Annotated in this window: 11 protein-coding genes; 5 read left to right on the top strand and 6 right to left on the bottom strand. The window is 71.3% G+C overall.

From position 1 onward, the window contains the following. Positions 1-64 precede the first annotated feature (64 nt). A complete protein-coding gene (locus AC1RU4_RS21890; RefSeq protein ID WP_492893266.1) occupies positions 65-4927 on the top strand; it encodes an NAD-glutamate dehydrogenase in 4863 nt (1620 codons plus the stop codon). Positions 4928-5211: 284 nt separating this feature from the next. On the opposite strand, the gene acs is transcribed toward AC1RU4_RS21890, so the two are convergent. From acs to tsaD, 5 genes are all read right to left on the bottom strand, one after another. Further along, on the bottom strand, positions 5212-7161 hold the full coding sequence (gene acs / locus AC1RU4_RS21885) for an acetate--CoA ligase (protein ID WP_492893265.1): 1950 nt from the start codon (positions 7159-7161) through the stop codon (positions 5212-5214). A 125-nt stretch (positions 7162-7286) separates the two neighbouring features. Beyond that, positions 7287-7997, bottom strand: a complete 711-nt coding sequence (locus tag AC1RU4_RS21880) for a class I SAM-dependent methyltransferase (RefSeq protein ID WP_492893264.1) — start codon at positions 7995-7997, stop codon at positions 7287-7289. Then, entirely contained in the window at positions 7961-8377 is a 417-nt protein-coding gene (locus tag AC1RU4_RS21875) for an EVE domain-containing protein (RefSeq protein ID WP_492893263.1), read from the bottom strand. Before AC1RU4_RS21875 ends, AC1RU4_RS21880 begins: the two co-directional genes overlap by 37 nt. Positions 8378-8396: 19 nt before the next feature. Further along, positions 8397-9386, bottom strand: coding sequence for an NAD(P)H-dependent glycerol-3-phosphate dehydrogenase (locus AC1RU4_RS21870; RefSeq protein ID WP_492893262.1), 990 nt, complete (start codon positions 9384-9386; stop codon positions 8397-8399). After that, positions 9383-10465: a tRNA (adenosine(37)-N6)-threonylcarbamoyltransferase complex transferase subunit TsaD gene (gene tsaD, locus AC1RU4_RS21865; RefSeq protein WP_492893261.1), complete on the bottom strand. Its 1083-nt coding sequence runs from the start codon at positions 10463-10465 to the stop codon at positions 9383-9385. The genes AC1RU4_RS21870 and tsaD overlap by 4 nt, the downstream gene beginning before the upstream one ends. 77 nt (positions 10466-10542) lie before the next feature. On the opposite strand from tsaD, the gene hemC reads away from it, so the two are divergent. From hemC to AC1RU4_RS21845, 4 genes are all read left to right on the top strand, one after another. Next, on the top strand, positions 10543-11502 hold the full coding sequence (hemC, locus tag AC1RU4_RS21860; protein WP_492893260.1) for a hydroxymethylbilane synthase: 960 nt from the start codon (positions 10543-10545) through the stop codon (positions 11500-11502). 14 nt (positions 11503-11516) lie between these two features. Next, the gene (locus AC1RU4_RS21855; protein ID WP_492893259.1) at positions 11517-12215 is read left to right on the top strand and encodes a uroporphyrinogen-III synthase; all 699 of its coding nucleotides are present in this window, start codon (positions 11517-11519) and stop codon (positions 12213-12215) included. 95 nt (positions 12216-12310) lie between these two features. Further along, positions 12311-13561: a COG4223 family protein gene (locus tag AC1RU4_RS21850; protein WP_492893258.1), complete on the top strand. Its 1251-nt coding sequence runs from the start codon at positions 12311-12313 to the stop codon at positions 13559-13561. After that, the gene (locus tag AC1RU4_RS21845) at positions 13558-15174 is read left to right on the top strand and encodes a heme biosynthesis protein HemY (RefSeq protein ID WP_492893257.1); all 1617 of its coding nucleotides are present in this window, start codon (positions 13558-13560) and stop codon (positions 15172-15174) included. Before AC1RU4_RS21850 ends, AC1RU4_RS21845 begins: the two co-directional genes overlap by 4 nt. Before the next feature lie 823 nt (positions 15175-15997). On the opposite strand, the gene AC1RU4_RS21840 is transcribed toward AC1RU4_RS21845, so the two are convergent. Next, positions 15998-17254, bottom strand: a complete 1257-nt coding sequence (locus AC1RU4_RS21840) for a polysaccharide pyruvyl transferase family protein (protein WP_492893256.1) — start codon at positions 17252-17254, stop codon at positions 15998-16000. Positions 17255-17461: the final 207 nt, after the last annotated feature.

Raw genomic sequence — 17461 nt, 5'->3', positions numbered from 1 at the left:
CCGGGCGGAACGATGTGCCGGGCCGCCGCCATTGCCGGTGGACCCGCAAAGGCAGGAGACGGACATGGGTGTCGAAGGCTTTCTCGCCAGCGAGGACGAGCGCGCGGCGCGCCAGCTGGTGGAACAGGCGGACCTGATCACGCAGGCGACCGACGGGGACATGCCGCCGCGCTTCGCCAGCCGTCTGTTCGGGCGGGCGGTGGCGGAAGATGTGCGGCTCTATACCGCACAGGAACTGGCCGCGCTGGCGCGGCGGGCCTTCGAGCATCTTGCCCGGCGCACGCCCGGAAGCGCGGATGTGCGCGTGGAGCTGCCGGAGCCGGTGGCCGGCGGCGATCGGCTCGGCGAGGCGACGGTCATCGAGATCGTCAATGACGACATGCCGTTCCTGCTCGATTCGGTGATGTCGGCGCTGCATGAGCACAATCTTACCGCCTCGCTGGTGGTGCATCCGATCCTGCGCGTCGAGCGCGACCGGCAGGGCGCGCTGATGGGCATCGCCGCCACCGGGGCGCCGAAGGACCCGCGCCAGAAGCGCGAGAGCCTCATCCATATCCATGTCCCGCGTCTTTCCGATGCCGCGCAGCGCGAGGCGCTCGCCGTCGAGCTGGCCTCCGTGCTCGGCCAGGTGCGTGCCGCCGTCGCCGACTGGCGGCCGATGCTGGCGCAGGTGGAGGCGGCGGTCGCCGAATTGCGCGCCGCGCCGGCCGGCGTGCCGCAGGACGAGGTGGCCGAGGCCATCGCCTTCCTCGAATGGCTGCTCGACGACAATTTCACCTTTCTCGGCACCCGCCATTACGACCTCGGCGATCCGTCCGGCGGCCCGTTCGTCCGCCGCATGGAGGACGCGCTCGGCCTCCTCGCCGACGAGGACATGCGGCTGTTCCGCCGGCAGCTCGACGCCAAGGCGGTCAGCACCGACCTGTCGCGGGTGCTGGCGGAGACCAGCCCGCTGGTGGTCACCCGCTCGCGCACCATTGCCCAGGTGCATCGCCGGACCTGGATGGATGTGATCGTCGTCAAACGCTACGACGCGCAGGGTCGGGTGACGGGCGGCCTCGCCATTGCCGGCCTGTTCACCTCCACCGCCTATACGAGCTCGCTGTCGGTGATTCCGCTGCTGCGCGAGAAGACGCAGAAAACCATTGAGCGCGCTGGTTTCGATCCCTCCAGCCATTCCGGCAAGGCGCTCGCCGGCGTGCTGGAGAATTTCCCGCGCGACGAGCTGTTCCAGATCGACGACGACACGCTGTTCCATTTCGCGCTGGCCATTCTCCAGCTCGACGAACATCCGCGCGTGCGGGTGCTGGCGTGGCGCGAGCGCTTCGACCGCTTCGTGTCGGTGCTGGTCTTCGTGCCGCGCGACCGCTACGGCTCGGAGGTGCGCCAGCGCATCGGCGAGCTTCTGGCGGCGAGCTTCGGCGGCAAGGTGGTCGCCTTCAAGCCGCTGTTCCTCGACGGGCCGCTGACCCGCGTGCATTTCACCATCGAGCGGGACGAGGAGATCGGGGGCGATCCCGGCCGCGCCGACCTGGAAGCCCGCGTCGCCGAGATCATCCGCACCTGGGAGGACGTGTTCGCCGGCGCCATCGGCCTCGTCTATCCGCCGGAGACGGCGGCAAAGCTGCGCGGACGCTATGGCCGCGCCTTTCCGCCCGGCTATCAGGACACCAACGCGCCGCAGTCCGCCCTTGCCGACCTGCGGCTGATGGAGCGGCTCGGCGAGGCGGCGCCGGTCGCCATCGACTTCCATCGACCGGACGCCTCCGCGGGGCGGGAGCGGATCGGGCTGAAGGTGCTGAGCTACAAGATGCCGCGGCTGCTCTCCGAGCGGGTGCCACTGCTGGAGGCCATGGGCTTCCTCGTCGTCGACGAGCGCACCTTCACCGTCGCTCCCGAGGGGCTGGCGCCGGTCTATGTGCACGACATGGTGCTGGCCCGGCGCGGCGGCGGCGAGATCGAGCTCGACGTGCTGGAGCAGCGGCTGCATGCCTGCCTGATGGCGGTGCTGCACGGGGCGGCGGAAAGCGACGGCTTCAACGCGCTGGTGCTGAACGCCCGGCTCGACTGGCGCGACATCGCGCTGCTGCGCACGCTCGCCCGCTATCTGCGCCAGATCGGCTCGCCCTATAGCCAGGACTATCTCTGGACGGCGCTGAACGCCCATCCCGCCATCGTCGACCGGCTGGCGGCGCTGTTCCATACCCGCTTCAGCCCGTCGGCGAGCGAGGGGCGGACGGGCGAGGGGCGGGCGTCGCGCGAGGCGGCGATCCGCGAGGAGATCGAGACGGCGCTCGCCGAGGTCTCGAGCCTCGACGACGACCGCATCCTGCGCAGCTTCGCCAACCTGATCGAGGCGGCGGTGCGTACCAACTTCTTCCAGAGCACGGCGAGCGGCGAGCCGATGCCGACCATCGCGGTGAAGTTCCTCAGCCACAAGGTCGAGGGCCTGCCGCTGCCGCGGCCGCTGTTCGAGATCTTCGTGCATTCCCCGCGGGTCGAGGGCATCCACCTGCGCTTCGGCCGGGTGGCGCGCGGCGGCCTGCGCTGGTCCGACCGGCCGCAGGATTTCCGCACCGAGGTGCTGGGCCTCGTGAAGGCGCAGCAGGTGAAGAACGCGGTGATCGTGCCGGTGGGCGCCAAGGGCGGCTTCGTGCCGAAGCACCTGCCCTCCGGCCCGCGCGAGGCGGTGCAGGCGGAGGGCACGGAGGCCTACAAGCTGTTCGTCTCCTCGCTGCTCGACCTCACCGACAATATCGACGGCGCCGATATCGACCATCCGCCGCGGGTGACGCGGCATGACGAGGACGACCCCTATCTGGTCGTCGCCGCCGACAAGGGCACCGCGACCTTCTCCGACACCGCCAACGCGCTGTCGCAGGCGCGCGGCTTCTGGCTCGGCGACGCCTTCGCCTCCGGCGGCTCGGTCGGCTACGACCACAAGAAGATGGGCATCACCGCCCGCGGCGCCTGGGAGGCGGTGCGCCGGCATTTCCGCGAGATGGACACCGACATCCGGGTCGCCCCCTTCACCGTGGCGGGCGTCGGCGACATGTCGGGCGACGTGTTCGGCAACGGCATGCTGCTGGAGAACACCATCAGGCTGGTCGCCGCCTTCGACCATCGCGACATCTTCCTCGATCCGACGCCGAACCCGGTCGCCTCGCTCGCCGAGCGCCAGCGGCTGTTCGATCTGCCGCGCTCCAGCTGGCAGGACTACGACAAGTCGCTGATCTCGCCCGGCGGCGGCATCTATTCCCGCGCGGCCAAGAGCATCCCGCTGTCGCCGGCGATCCGCGAGGCGCTGGGCTTCGACCGCTCCTCCGCCTCGCCGGCCGAGGTCATCAGCGCCATCCTGAAGGCGCCGGTCGACCTGTTGTGGTTCGGCGGCATCGGCACCTATATCCGCGCCTCCACCGAGACCGACGCTCAGGCCGGCGACCGCGCCAATGACGCGGTGCGCATCGCCGGCTCCGACGTGCGGGCCAAGGTGATCGGCGAGGGCGCCAATCTCGGCGTCACCCAGCGCGCGCGCATCGAGGCGGCAAGACGCGGGGTGCGGCTCAACACCGACGCCATCGACAATTCCGCCGGCGTGAACACCTCCGACGTCGAGGTGAACATCAAGATCGCCCTCGGTCCGTCGAGCCGCGACGGACGGCTCGACGCCGACGCCCGCGCCGCGCTGCTGGCCAGCATGACCGACGAGGTGGGAAGCCTCGTGCTGCGCAACAACTACCTGCAGACGCTGGCGCTTTCGCTCGCGGAGCGGCGGGCGCATGCCGAGCTCACCTTCCACCAGCGGCTGATGCAGCGGCTGGAGGAGCGCGGGCTGCTCGACCGGGCGGTCGAGTTCCTGCCCGGCGACGCCGAGCTCAACGAGCGGCGCGGCCGCGGCGAGGGGCTGACCCGGCCGGAGCTGGCAGTGCTGCTGGCCTATGCCAAGCTCACCGCCCATTCCGACCTGCTCGACACCGATGTGCCGGACGATCCCTATCTCGCCCGCGAGCTCACCGCCTATTTCCCGCCGGAGCTGAATGCGCGCTTCCCGGACGGCATCGAGCAGCACCGGCTGCGGCGCGACATCATCGCCACCCAGCTGTCCAACGCCATGATCAACCAGGGCGGGCCGGCCTTCCTCGCCCGGCTGATCGACGCGACGGGCGCCGATATCGGCAGCATCGCCAAGGCGTTCGCGGCGGTGCGCGACGGTTTCGAGGTGGATGCGCTCAACCACGCCATCGACGCGCTCGACGGGCGCACGCGCGGCGCGGTGCAGCTCGATCTCTATGCCGTGGTGCAGGAACTGCTGCTGGACCGCACCGTCTGGTTCTTGCGCAATGTCGATCTGCGCAGCAGCCTCGACGAGCTGGTGGCGCATTATGCCGCGGGCGTGCCGCCGGTGGTGGAGGCGCTGACCGGCGCGGTGCGCGAGCTCATCCCCGAGGAGACGCGCGCGCTGCACGACGCGCGCATCGCCAACTGGACGCAGGCCGGCGTGCCGGAGCCGCTGGCGCGCCGTATCGCCCGGCTGCCGGCGGTGGAGAACGCCACCGATATCGTGCTGATCGCCGACCGTACCAAGGCGCCGCTCGCCGAGGTGGCGACGACCTATTTCGCGGTCGGGCTGCATTTCCGGCTCGACCGCATCCTGTCGGCGGCGCGGGGCATGTCGGTGAGCGATTATTACGACCGGCTGGCCTTCGACCGGGCGCTCGCCGCCTTCGAGATCGCGGTGCGGCGGCTCACCGCCGAGGTCATCGAGGGCTTCGGTGCCGGTGCCGGCGGGGTCGCCGCCTGGGCGAACGCGCGCGGGGCGGAGGTGGAGCGCACGCGCGGCGCCATGCATGACATCGCCGGCTCGGGGCTCAGCGTCTCCAAGCTGTCGGTGGCGGCCAGCCTGCTGGGCGATCTGGTGCGGAGCTGATGCAGAAAGGGAGGGCCGATGGCCCGCCCTTTTTCAGAGACGACCGAATGCCCGAGGGCCCGGCACTTTCAAGCCTCTCCCCATTGGGGAGAGGTGGCCCGTCCACGGGTCTCGCCTTTGGCGAGCCCGAGGACACGCTCCGGGGTCGGTGAGGCGGAGCTCGCTTGCCAGCGCTGAAAATCCCGTCGCCCCAACCCTCTCCCCGACGGGGGGAGGGAGCTTCGTTGCTCCCGGTTCATCGCCATGCCGCGATCGAGATCGGGAGGTGCTGCGGTCTGGATTCCTCAGGCGGCGTGCTTCTTGTTCTGGCGCTGGGAGATGAGGTCGTCGACCACCGCCGGGTCGGCCAGCGTCGAGGTGTCGCCGAGATTGCCGAACTCGTCCTCGGCGATCTTGCGCAGGATGCGGCGCATGATCTTGCCGGAGCGGGTCTTCGGCAGGCCGGGGGCGAACTGGATGAGGTCCGGCGAGGCGATGGGGCCGATCTCCCGGCGCACCCAGGTGATCAGCTCCTTGCGCAGTTCCTCGGTCGGCTGCTCGCCGGCCATCAGCGTCACATAGGCGTAGATGCCCTGGCCCTTGATGTCGTGGGGATAGCCGACCACGGCGGCTTCCGACACCTTGGGATGGGCGACGAGGGCGCTTTCCACCTCCGCCGTGCCCATGCGGTGGCCGGAGACGTTGATGACGTCGTCGACGCGGCCGGTGATCCAGTAGTAGCCGTCGGCGTCGCGCCGGCAGCCGTCGCCGGTGAAGTACTTGTTCGGATAGGTGGAAAAATACGTCTGCATGAAGCGCTCGTGGTCGCCATAGACCGTGCGCATCTGGCCGGGCCAGCTGTCGGCAATCACGAGATTGCCCTCGCTGGCGCCCTCGAGCACCCTGCCTTCCGCATCCACCACCTGCGGCACCACGCCGAAGAACGGCCGCGTCGCCGAGCCGGGCTTCAGGCGGGTGGCGCCGGGCAGCGGGGTGATGAGGATGCCGCCGGTCTCGGTCTGCCACCAGGTGTCGACGATCGGGCAGCGGTCGCCGCCGACGACCCGGTGATACCATTCCCAGGCTTCCGGGTTGATCGGCTCGCCGACCGAGCCGAGCAGGCGCAGCGAGGCGCGGCTGGTCCTGGCCACCGGCGCGTCGCCCGCCTGCATCAGCGCGCGGATGGCGGTGGGGGCGGTGTAGAAGATGTTCACCTGGTGCTTGTCGATCACTTCCCAGAAGCGGGAATTGCTCGGGTAGTTGGGCACGCCCTCGAACATCAGCGTGGTCGCGCCGTTCGCCAGCGGGCCATAGACGATGTAGCTGTGGCCGGTCACCCAGCCGACATCGGCGGTGCACCAATAGATGTCGCCCTCGTGATAGTCGAAGACGTATTGATGCGTCATCGCGGCGTAGACGAGATAGCCGCCGGTCGTGTGCAGCACGCCCTTGGGGCTGCCGGTCGAGCCGGAGGTGTAGAGGATGAACAGCGGGTCCTCGGCGTTCATGCGCGCCGCCGGGCATTCGGTGGTCACCAGGTCGGCGGCCTCGTGGTACCAGACGTCGCGGCCGGGCTTCATGTCGACCTTGCCGCCGCTGCGCTTGACCACGATGACGTGATCCACCTCGCCGGCCTTGGCGATGGCGGCGTCGACATTGGCTTTCAGCGGCACCGTGCGGCCGCCGCGCAGCCCTTCGTCGGCAGTGATCACCACCTTGGAATCGCAGTCGCGGATGCGACTCGCCAGGCTGTCCGGGGAGAAGCCGGCGAAGACGATGGAATGCACCGCGCCGAGCCGCGCGCAGGCCAGCATGGCGAAGGCGGCCTCCGGGATCATCGGCAGGTAGATGGTGACCCGGTCGCCCTTCTCGACATTGCGGTTGCGCAGCACGTTGGCGAAGCGGCAGACCTCGTCATGCAGCTCGCGATAGGTGATCTTGCGCGAGAGCGCCGGATCGTCGCCCTCCCAGATGATGGCGACCTGGTCGCCGCGCGTGTCCAGATGGCGGTCGATGCAGTTCCAGGCGACGTTGGTGACGCCGTCCTCGAACCATTTGATCGACACCGCGCCGGGCGCGAAGGAGGTGTTCTTCACCACGCTGTAGGGGGTGAACCAGTCGATGCGCTTGCCTTCCTCGCCCCAGAAGGCTTCCGGGTCGTGGACCGAGGCCTCGTACTTGGCCTTGTAGCCGTGCTCGTCGAGATAGGCCCGCTGCGCCCAGGCGGCCGTGACGTCGTAAACCTTTTCGGACATTGGCATTTTCCTCCACCCCAGCGCTGGCGCGCCTTATCTTGCTTCTAAGGAATTATGGGCGGGGCGCCCGCTCGCGACAAGCACGCGGGCGCGCAACTTTGGTCGGTATGTAGTTGACCGGAGCCTCAGGCTGCCGGGAGCGGCCGCCAGACGGCGGTGCGCTTGATCTCGCTGTCCTCCAGCTCGCGCGATACCGGCACGCCATATTCGGCGATCTTCTGCAGCTTTTCGTGCGGCAGGTAGCTGCGGCCGGGATCGCCGATCCACACCGCCGCGCCGCGGGCGGCGAGGGCGCCGAGCCAGGCGAAGACCTCGGCGGCGAGGTCGCGCTCATAGGCGATGTCGCCGGCGAGTACCACGTCCCATCCGGCGTCGGTGCCGAGAACGTTCTGTTCGCAGGCACTTACGCCGTCGGTCTCGTTGAGGGCCGCGTTGAGGACGATGGCGGCGCGGGCGAAGGGGTCGATGTCGGCGGCGTCCACCGCGCTCGCCCCCGCCAGTCGCGCGGCGATGCCGACGAGGCCGGAGCCGGAGGCGAAGTCGAGCACCCGCTTGCCACGAACGATCTCGGGATGATCGAGCACATGGCGGGCGAGCGCCTGCCCGCCGGCCCAGGCGAAGGCCCAGAAGGGCGGCGGCAGGCCGAGTTCGCCGAGCTCCTCCTCGGTGCGCTGCCAGATCGGCACCGCCTCGTCGGCCATGTAGAGGCGGATCTCGGCGACCAGCGGCACCGGGCGCGGGCGCGTCTCGGCGCGGATAAAGGCTTGGGGATCCTCGATCTTTCCGATCTTCTCGTCCGTCACCTGGCCCCGGCCATGGACAGCACGATGTCCCATTCCTCGTCGGTGACCGGCTGCACGGACAGGCGGGAGAAGCGCATCAGCGCCATTTCCGACAGGCGCGGCTCGGCCTTGATGGCGGCCAGCGTCACCGGCTTCGGCAGCGCTTCCACCGCCTTGATGTCGACCATGACGAATTTGCCCGATGAATCGGAGGGATCGGGGTACGCCTCCTTGATCACCTCGACGATGCCGACGATCTCCTTGCCCTCGTTGGAGTGGTAGAAGAAGCCGCGGTCGCCGCGCTTCATCGCCAGAAGCTGCTGCTTCGCCAGATGGTTACGCACCCCGTCCCAATGCGTGCCCTTGTCGCCGGCGGCGAGCTGGCTGTCCCAGGACCACTTGAACGGTTCGGATTTGTAGAGCCAATGCGCCATTCTCACGCTTCCGCTTTAGTCATGTTTCGGCTTTCTGGGGCCGCGCCAGCAGCGAGCCTATCGCCTGTTCGACATCGCTGCGCCCGGACAATACCGCCTCGACCGCGCAGGCGATCGGCATGTCGATACCGCGGTGCTCGGCCATCGCCACCAGCACCGAGGCGGTGAGCGCGCCTTCGGCGAGCTTGCCGTCTGGCTGGAATTCCCTGTTTTTTCCAAGAGTTAGCCCTAGCGCATAGTTGCGGGACTGCGCCGTGGAGCAGGTGAGGATGAGGTCGCCGAGGCCCGACAGGCCGGTCAGCGTCTCCGGCCGGGCGCCATAGGCGCGGCCGAAACGCGACAGTTCCGCGAAGCCGCGGGCGATCAGGGCCGCCGCCGCGCTGGCGCCGAGCGCGCGCCCGCCGACGATGCCGGCGGCGATGGCGAGCACGTTCTTGGCGGCGCCGCCGATCTCCACCCCGCGCACATCGTCGCTGTGATAGAGCCGGAACGACGGCGAGCCGAGGGCGGCGCTGAGCGCTTCCGCAAGGCTAAGGTCTTGCGCAGCAAGGGTAATCGCCGTCGGCAGGCCGGCGGCGACATCGGTGGCGAAGCTGGGGCCGGAGAGGATGGCAGGCACCGCCCGCGGGCAGGCCTCGCCCAGCACCTGCGTCATGAACAGCGAGGTGCCGCGCTCGATCCCCTTGGCGCAGGTCACCACCGGGATACCGTCCCTGAGGTGGGGGGCGATGGCGGCGGCGACCTCGCGGCTCGCCTGTGCCGGCACCACCAGCAGCACCGCGTCGCAGGCGTGCAGTGAGTGCAGTGAGGTGTACGGTGAGACCGATGCGGCCAGTTCGACGCCGGGCAGGTGCGCCTCGTTGCGCCGGGTGCGGGCCATCGCCTCCATCGCCCCCCGGTCGCGCCCCCACAGCACCACCTCGCGACCGGCGCGGGCGGCGGCATTGGCGAGCGCGGTGCCCCAGGCGCCGGCGCCCACCACCCCGATGCGGGCGAAGCGCGTGCTCATGAAGCGGGCAGCGGCGGGACGGGGTGATGGGCGGCGCCTTCGACCTCGGCCAGCGGCCAGCGGGGGCGCGGCGCGACATCGAGACCGTCCTCAAGGCCGAGGGCGAGGCGCTCGGCCCCTGCCCAGGCGATCATGGCGCCATTGTCGGTGCACAGCTCCGGCGGCGGCACGGCGAGGCGGGTGCCGCCATCGGCCGCCACCTTGTGCAGGGCGCGGCGCACCGCCTGGTTGGCGCCGACGCCGCCGGCGAGCACCAGCGCGCTCGGCGCATGGCCGCGCTCGCGCATGGCGCGCAGCCCGTAGCGCACCCGGTCCGTCACCACGTCGACGATGGCGGCCTGGAACGAGGCGCAGAGGTCGGCGACGTCCTGGTCCGACAGCGGGGCGATGCGCATGGCTTCCAGCCGCACCGCGGTCTTGAGGCCGGAGAGCGAGAAATCCGGTTCCGGCCGGCCGAGCAGCGGGCGCGGCAGGGCAAAGCGCACGGGATCGCCCTGCAGCGCGGCGCGTTCCACCGCCGGCCCGCCGGGATAGGGCAGGCCGAGCATCTTGGCGGTCTTGTCGAAGGCCTCGCCGATGGCGTCGTCCATGGTGCCGCCGAGCTTCTCGTAGCGGCCGATGCCGCTGACGCAGACCAGCTGGGTGTGGCCGCCGGAGACCAGCAGCAGCAGATAGGGGAACGGCACCGAATCGGTCAGCCGCGCGGTCAGCGCGTGGGCTTCGAGATGATTGACCGCCACCAGCGGCTTGTCGGCGGCGAGCGCCAGCGCCTTGGCGGTGGTCAGCCCGACGATGACGCCGCCGATCAGGCCCGGCCCGGCGGCGGCGGCGATGCCGTCGAGGTCGGACAGCTTGGTCCCGGCGGCGCGCAGCGCGCGGGCCACCACGTCGTCCAGCACCTCGACATGGGCGCGGGCGGCGATTTCCGGCACCACGCCGCCATAGGCCGCATGTTCGTCGAATTGCGACAGCACGATGTTCGACAGGATGGTGCCGCTGCCGTCCTCGCGCCGGCGCACCACGGCCGCCGCCGTCTCGTCGCAGGTCGTTTCGATGCCGAGCAGCAGAAGATCGCTCATTGACTTTGCACGTGTTGACTTTGCAGTTGGGGACGGTGTTCAGAACCCGTGACGAACCGCTAGCATCGCAGGACCTCATGACGCAATCGCTTCGACATGAAGGAGCACGGCTCCGGCTCGGCACCCGCGGAAGCCCGCTGGCATTGTGGCAGGCGCATGCGGTGCGCGACGCGCTGGTCAAGGCGCATGGCTGGACTGCCGACATGGTGAGCGTGGAGGTGATCCGCACCACCGGCGACGCCATCACCGACCGGGCGCTGGCGCAGGCCGGCGGCAAGGGGCTGTTCACCAAGGAGTTGGAAGAGGCGCTGTTCGACGCCCGCATCGACCTCGCGGTGCATTCGGCCAAGGACATGGCGACCCGGCTGCCGGAGGGGCTGGCGCTCGCCGGCTACCTGCCGCGCGCGGATGTGCGCGACGCGCTGATCCTGCCGGCCGGGCAGGCGCTGCGCGAGGGGCATCCGCTCGCCAACCTGAAGCGCGGGGCGAGGGTCGGTAGCGCCTCGCTGCGGCGCGAGGCGCAGCTGCGCCGGCTGCGGCCGGACCTCGAGGTGTCGCTGATACGCGGCAACGTGCAGACCCGTCTCGACAAGGTCGACGGCGGCGCGTTCGACGCCACGCTGCTGGCGCTGGCCGGGCTGACGCGGCTGGGGCTGGCGGCGCGGGCCAGCGTGATTCTCGGCACCGGCGATTTCCTGCCGGCCGTCGGGCAGGGGGCGGTCGCCATCGAGACGCGGGCCGGCGACGACGATACCGCGGCGCTGCTGGCGCCGGTCCTGTGCGGGCGCACCGGGCTCGCGGTCTCGGTGGAGCGGGCCTATCTCGCCGAGCTGGACGGCTCCTGCCGCACCCCCATTGCCGGCCTCGCCGAGGTGGAGGGCGAGGAGATCCATTTCCGCGGCACGGTGCTGAGCCCGGACGGCACCGCCTATTACGAGATCGCCCGCCACGGCCCGGTGGGCAACGCCGACGAGCTCGGCCGCGACTGGGGCCGCGAGATGCGGCGCATGGTGCCGCCGGCGCTGATCGGCGGCTGAGGATGCGCGTCCTCGTGACCCGCCCGCAGCCGGATGCCGGTGCCACCGCGGCGCGGCTGGCGGCGGCCGGCCATGCGGCGCTCGTCGACCCGATGCTGATCGTCGAGCCGATCGAGGCGGCGACACTGCCGGAGGGACGCTTCGACGCGCTGGCGCTGACCAGCGTGAATGGCGCGCGGGCATTGGGCGCGCGGCCGGAATGGCCGGGGCTGGCGCATCTGCCGCTCTACACCGTCGGCCGGCGCACCGCGCAGGCGGCGCCTCGGGATACGGCCCCGCAGGGCGCGGCGCCGCGCGTGGCCGGTGGCGACGGCGCGGCGCTGGCGCAATTGCTGCGGGCCGAGCTGCCGGGCGGGGCGCGGCTGCTGCATGTGTGCGGCGAGGACCGGGCGGTCGATCTCGGCGCCGCGCTGGCGGAACACGGCATCGCGGTCGACTTGTTCGTCCTCTATCGCGCGGTGGCGGCATCCGAGCTGTCCGCCGAGGTGGTCGAGGCGGCGCGGGCGGGGCGGATCGACGCGGCCTTCCACTTCTCCCCGCGCACCGCTTCGACGCTGGTGGCGCGGGCGGCGGAGGCGGGGATTGCCGGCGATTTCGCCCGCGTCTCGCATCTGTGCTTCTCGCGCGGGGTGGCCGCGCCGCTGGAGGCCGCCGGCTGGCCGACGCGGATTGCCGCAGCACCAAACGAAAACGCGTTATTCGCGTTATTGTGAGCGTAAACCATCTGCGGCGCAGCGAGGTTGCGGCGGCCGGGCCGGCGGTTTATCCCGGACGGACCGGCGCGTGAACGATCGAAGAGGGACGCAAGGTGGCCAAGCAAACCTCCGCAAAGCAGAACCCGGCAAAGCAGGGTCCGCTGACCCCGCCGAGCGCGGAGCCGGCCGATTCGCCGTCCTCGACCGCCGGCGCGCCCGTTGCGACCCCGCCGGTCGCAGAGGCGGTCGCCGGCGCCGATGAGGCGGGTCCGGTCGCCAGCCGCCGCCGCCCGCTCACGCTCGACCTGCCGGCCAAGGACCTGACCCCGCCGCCGCCGAGGCCGGCAGCCGCTTCCGCCGCCGCCGCGCCGCCGCCGGCGGCCGAGGGCAAGCCGCGCCGGACGCTCGGCCTCGTCGGGGTCTCGCTGCTGGCGCTGGTGTCCGGCGTGCTGGGTGCCGCCTTCGCGGTCGGCATCGTCTCGACCTTCTACAGCGCCGAGCAGAACATCGATTCCATCACCGACCTGGAGGCGCGGGCGCTCGACCTGCGCCAGCGGGTGGAGACGCTGGAGGCGCAGGCCGACAGGCCGGTGCCCCCCGTGACCGCCGGGCTGCCGGCCGATCTTGCGGCCCGGCTCGACGCGCTGGAGAGCGGACTGACCACGGCGGACGGCAAGCTCGCCGCGCTCGCCAATGCGCCGGCACCCGCCACGCCGCCGCCGGCCGCCTCGCCGGAGGCGCTGCAGCAGGCGGAAGCCCGTATCGCGGCGCTGGAAGGCAAGGTTTCCGAGGTCGCCGCCGCACGGCAGGCCGGCACCGAGGCGGCCGCCGGGCTGGCGACGCTCGGCGCGCTGCAGGCGGCGATGATCTCCGGCGCGCCCTATGAGGCCGAGCTTGCCGCCAGTCGCGCGCTGCTCGGCGTCCGGGGCGAGGCGCTGGCCCCGCTCGATGCCTTCGCCGCCACCGGCCTGCCCACCGGCCCGGCGCTGGCCGGACGGCTGAAGGCGGCGCTGGCGGGCGAGGAAGCGCCGGTTGCGGCCGGTGCGCCGGCATCCGGGCCCGCGCCGGCCGGGGAGGGCATCGTCGACAGGTTGTGGAGCAGCGCCGCCTCGCTGGTGACGGTGCGCCGCGGCGCCGGTGCGGCCGGGGAGCCCGCCGCCGAGCCGGCGATTGCGGCGGCCGACGCGGCGCTGACGCGCGGCGACGTCGCCGAGGCGCTGACCGTCCTCAACGGCCTGCCCGAGGCCGGGCGGGCGAAGATCGCCGCGGTGATCGGCGCCATCGAGGCGCGCCAGTCGGCGCTCGCCACACTCGCAGGGGTCAACCGGCAGCTGATCGCCGACATTGCCGGGAGAACGCCGTGATCCGCCTCGTCGCCTATCTCCTCGTCCTCGCCTGCATCGCCTTCGGCATCGCCTGGCTGGCCGACCGGCCGGGAGCGGTCGCCGTCGACTGGCAGGGCTGGCATATCGAGACCAGCGTGCTGGTGGCCGCGAGCGGGCTGCTGGTGCTGCTCGCCGCCACCATCCTCATCTGGACGCTGCTGCGGCTGGTCGTCCGCTCGCCGGAGATCGTCGCCTTCTCGCTGCGCAACCGCCGACGCAACCGCGGCTTCGCGGCGGTGACGCGCGGGCTGATCGCGGTCGGCTCCGGCGACGCCACCGGCGCCCGGCGCGCCGCCAACGATGCCGAACGCTTCCTCGGCCGCGAGCCGCTGGCGCAGCTGCTCGCCGCGCAGGCGGCGCAGCTTTCCGGCGATGCGGCGGCGGCGGAGGCGAGCTTCCGCGCCATGACCGAGAGCCCGGCCACCCGGATGCTCGGCCTGCGCGGCCTGCACATGGAGGCGCGCCGGCGCGGCGACACGGCGGCGGCGCTGATGACCGCCGACGAGGCGGCCCGCTACGAGCCCGGCCTCGCCTGGGCGGCGGATGCGGTGATCGAGGCGCGCTGCGTCGCCGGCGACTTCGCCGGGGCGCTCGCCATGCTGGAGCGCGAGGCCGCCCATGGCGGGCTCGACCGCGCCGCGCATCGCCGCCGGCGGGCGGTGCTGCTGGCGGCGCAGGCGCAGGCGCTGGAACTCTCCGATCCCGCCACGGCGCGGGAGAAGGCGGTGGAGGCGACGCGGCTCGCCCCGACGCTGGTGCCGGCCGCCGAGGTGGCCGGCCGGCTGCTCGGCGCCGCCGGCGACACCCGCAAGGCGGCCAAGATCATCGAGACCGCCTATGCGACCACGCCGCATCCGGGCCTCGCCGATGCCTATCTGCACCTGCGGCCGGGCGACGCCTCGCGCGAGCGGCTGAAGCGCATCCGCACGCTGACCTCGCGGCTGCCGGCGCACCCGGAAAGCGCGATGACCATTGCCCGCGCCGCCATCGACGCGCAGGAATTTCCGGTGGCGCGCACCGCGCTCGCCCCGCTGACCGCGGCGCCGACGCAGCGCGTTTGCCTGTTGATGGCGGAGCTGGAAGCCACCGAGACCGGCGATGTCGGCAAGGCGCGCGAATGGACCGCCCGCGCGGTGCGGGCGCAGCGCGACCCGGCCTGGGTGGCGGACGGCGTCGTGCTGGAGGATTGGGCGCCGATCTCGCCGGTGACCGGCAGGCTCGACGCCTTCGCCTGGATGCTGCCGCCGGGCGTGGCCGCCTCGCCGCTGCTGGAGAACGAGGCCGAGCGCGCCAAGGCGGCGATCGCCGCGGCGCTGGAGAGCAAGGCGGCCGGGATGGCTCCGGTGGCGCCTGTCCCGATCGAGGTCGCCGTCGTCGAGCCGGAGCCGAAGGCCGAGATCAAGCCGGAGCCCAAGGTCGAGCCGAAACCCGAGGCGAAACCCGAACCGAAGCTGGAGCCGAAGCCGGTGCCGGCTCGTCCGGCGATGGCGGCATCCAGCATTCTCGCCACGCCGCCGTCGCCGGACGATCCCGGTCCCGAGCCGTTCCCCGAGGACGGGTCGGCGGAAAAGCGTTCCGGCTTCCGGGTGTGAGGTCCGCGCGCGCCCGCGCCTGCTGAGCGCGGCCGCGCGTGGCGCCGACACCTGGTGCAGGAGCAGGCGTGCGGCTGGTCCGAATGGGGGAGAGCGGTTTGCCTCGCGATGGCAAGTGATCGCATCGGGCATCGGGCGACCGGCAGGGCCGGCGCCGACATCGACGCTTTCCTCGTCGCCGCGAGGGCGTCGCTGATGTTCAGGTGTCAGTGATGGAATGAAATCCCCGCCAGACGGCCGACCGCCTGTCATGCGGTCGGCAGGGACAGAAGCCGGCCGGAGTACATCCGTCCTGACCCGCTTCCAACCGGCGAGGCGCTGACAAGGCGCCATCGAACCGGAAGCCCGTTCTGGCTGGGTGAAACCTCTATCGCCCGCCTGCCCGCACGGACGAACCGATGCGGGGCGGCGGGATAGATCGATGTCACGGGGAGATCCCCGCCAGACGGCCGACCGCCTGTCATGCGGTCGGCAGGGACAGAAGCCGGTCGGAGTACATCCGTCCTGACCCGCTTCCAACCGGCGAGGCGCTGACAAGGCGCCATCGAACCGGAAGCCCTGTTCTGGCTGGGTGAAGCCTATATGGGGTTGTGCGAAGGATGTTCAAGAGGCGAGCGGTGCGATAGGCGGCAGCCGGCCCGCGACGTCACGCGCGACGCCGGCGGCGACAGCCGTTCGGGCCGGGTGCTGCCGCCGGCACGCCTTGCCGGATGCGCCCGCCGCTCGACGGCCGCCCCGACAGGCCGCCGCCTCGCCTTGCCGCGGGCCGGCGACCTGCCGGGGGCGGGATCGAGATCCCGCGCGTCGCCGGAGCGCGGGAGCCTCAGCCGTTTTCGAGCAGCGGTTTCAGCATCCAGCCCCAGCCGTCATTATTGATGCAATAGCGGAGATAGCTGCGGATGAAGCGGCCGCGTTCGGTCATCTTCATGGTGGGCTGCAGCACGGATGACGCCACCTTCGCCCAATGGTCGTCGAGCGCGGTGAGAACCGAGGCGGGAATGCGCCGTGCATTGCCGGGCGCGGGGAAGAGCTGCGCGGCGCGGGGGAAGGCCTGGCTCCAGTCCGTCACCAGATCGTCGATGCGGCCGGTCTGGGCCAGGAAGCCCTCGTATTTCGCCTGCGCGGGCTGGCCGACGAGGATGGAGGGCACGTCATAGGCGGCGGCGGTGATGTAGCCGTGGAGGGAGCTGCCCAGATGCAGCTTCGCATAGGCGATGGCGCTCGCGATCTCCCGCAGGCCGAGAGCATCGTCGACGACAAGTGCCGGCCCCTTGATGAAGCGTGCGAGGTCGCGCGCGGTCGCGTCGTCGCCATGGCCGGGGGAGAGGGAGAGCAGGAGCGGCGCGAGGCGGTGGGCGGTCGCGAAGGCCTCGATCTCGGCGGCGAGCTCCGGCAGGCTGGTCTTCACCGACTGGGCGCTGACGGCGACGGTCATCCAGCGCGCATTCTTCGTGCCGCCCTTGCGTTCGAGCAGGGTGGCGAAATCCGCTTTCAGCGAGCGGCGGGACCAGAGCGTGGCAAGGCCGGCGGCGGTGTCCGGGACCACCGTCGCCATCGGGCCGGCGCGTCCCAGGTTCTTCACGCTCGCCTCGTCGCGGACGGTGAAATATTCCGCCGTCTCGGCGAGCTGGTGCATCAGCAGGTTGTTGCGCAGGGCGGCCGCCAGCGGACGCGGCGCGCCGGGGGCGTTCCAGATCACCGGGACGTTATGGATCACGCCGGCGATGGTCGCTCCGAGCCAGAGCGACGGATAGGCCGATGAGGACAGGTCGCCGGTCTTGTGGTCGGCGAGGCGGCTGGCGCGGGTCTGGATGATGTTGCCGCCGCCCACCATGATGCCCTTCAGCGGAAAACCGGGCTGGATGAGGGTCTGGGCGGGCAGCGAGGGCAGGGCATCCGCCCACCCGGTGGCGTTGCCGGAGGGCGAGCAGGCTTTCACGGCGATGCCGAACGGTGCCAGCCTGTGGGCGGCGATCAGGGGGAACAGCAGGTCGCCGTAATTGCGGACATCGAAGGTGCCCGCGATCAGGATCTCCGAAGGTTCCTGCGCAGGAGGAATCGATTTCTTGTCAGAAGACATGCCGTGAAGCCTCGCCAATATCGGTTGCGTCCGACCGGCAGCATCGACCTATCCTGCCAACCTGCCAAGAAGACCATCGCCGTCGGCGCAGGAAATAGTGTGCATTGCGTCCTGGCCGACACGATTCAGCCCCGAAAGCCGAACGATACCGGTGCCGACCGCCCCGGCCGGGCGGCCTGTTCTCCGCGGCGGGGCGGGCGTCGCGCC

It is taken from the genome of Ancylobacter sp. GW821-FHT10E12, assembly GCF_058809335.1.
This window is presented reverse-complemented; position numbering and strand designations above follow the sequence as displayed.

Coding starts and splice junctions, on each gene's coding strand:
- AC1RU4_RS21890 (WP_492893266.1), top strand. CDS start 65: ATGGGTGTCGAAGGCTTTCTCGCCAGCGAGGACGAGCGCGCGGCGCGC.
- acs (WP_492893265.1), bottom strand. CDS start 7,161: ATGTCCGAAAAGGTTTACGACGTCACGGCCGCCTGGGCGCAGCGGGCC.
- AC1RU4_RS21880 (WP_492893264.1), bottom strand. CDS start 7,997: ATGGGACATCGTGCTGTCCATGGCCGGGGCCAGGTGACGGACGAGAAG.
- AC1RU4_RS21875 (WP_492893263.1), bottom strand. CDS start 8,377: ATGGCGCATTGGCTCTACAAATCCGAACCGTTCAAGTGGTCCTGGGAC.
- AC1RU4_RS21870 (WP_492893262.1), bottom strand. CDS start 9,386: ATGAGCACGCGCTTCGCCCGCATCGGGGTGGTGGGCGCCGGCGCCTGG.
- tsaD (WP_492893261.1), bottom strand. CDS start 10,465: ATGAGCGATCTTCTGCTGCTCGGCATCGAAACGACCTGCGACGAGACG.
- hemC (WP_492893260.1), top strand. CDS start 10,543: ATGACGCAATCGCTTCGACATGAAGGAGCACGGCTCCGGCTCGGCACC.
- AC1RU4_RS21840 (WP_492893256.1), bottom strand. CDS start 17,254: ATGTCTTCTGACAAGAAATCGATTCCTCCTGCGCAGGAACCTTCGGAG.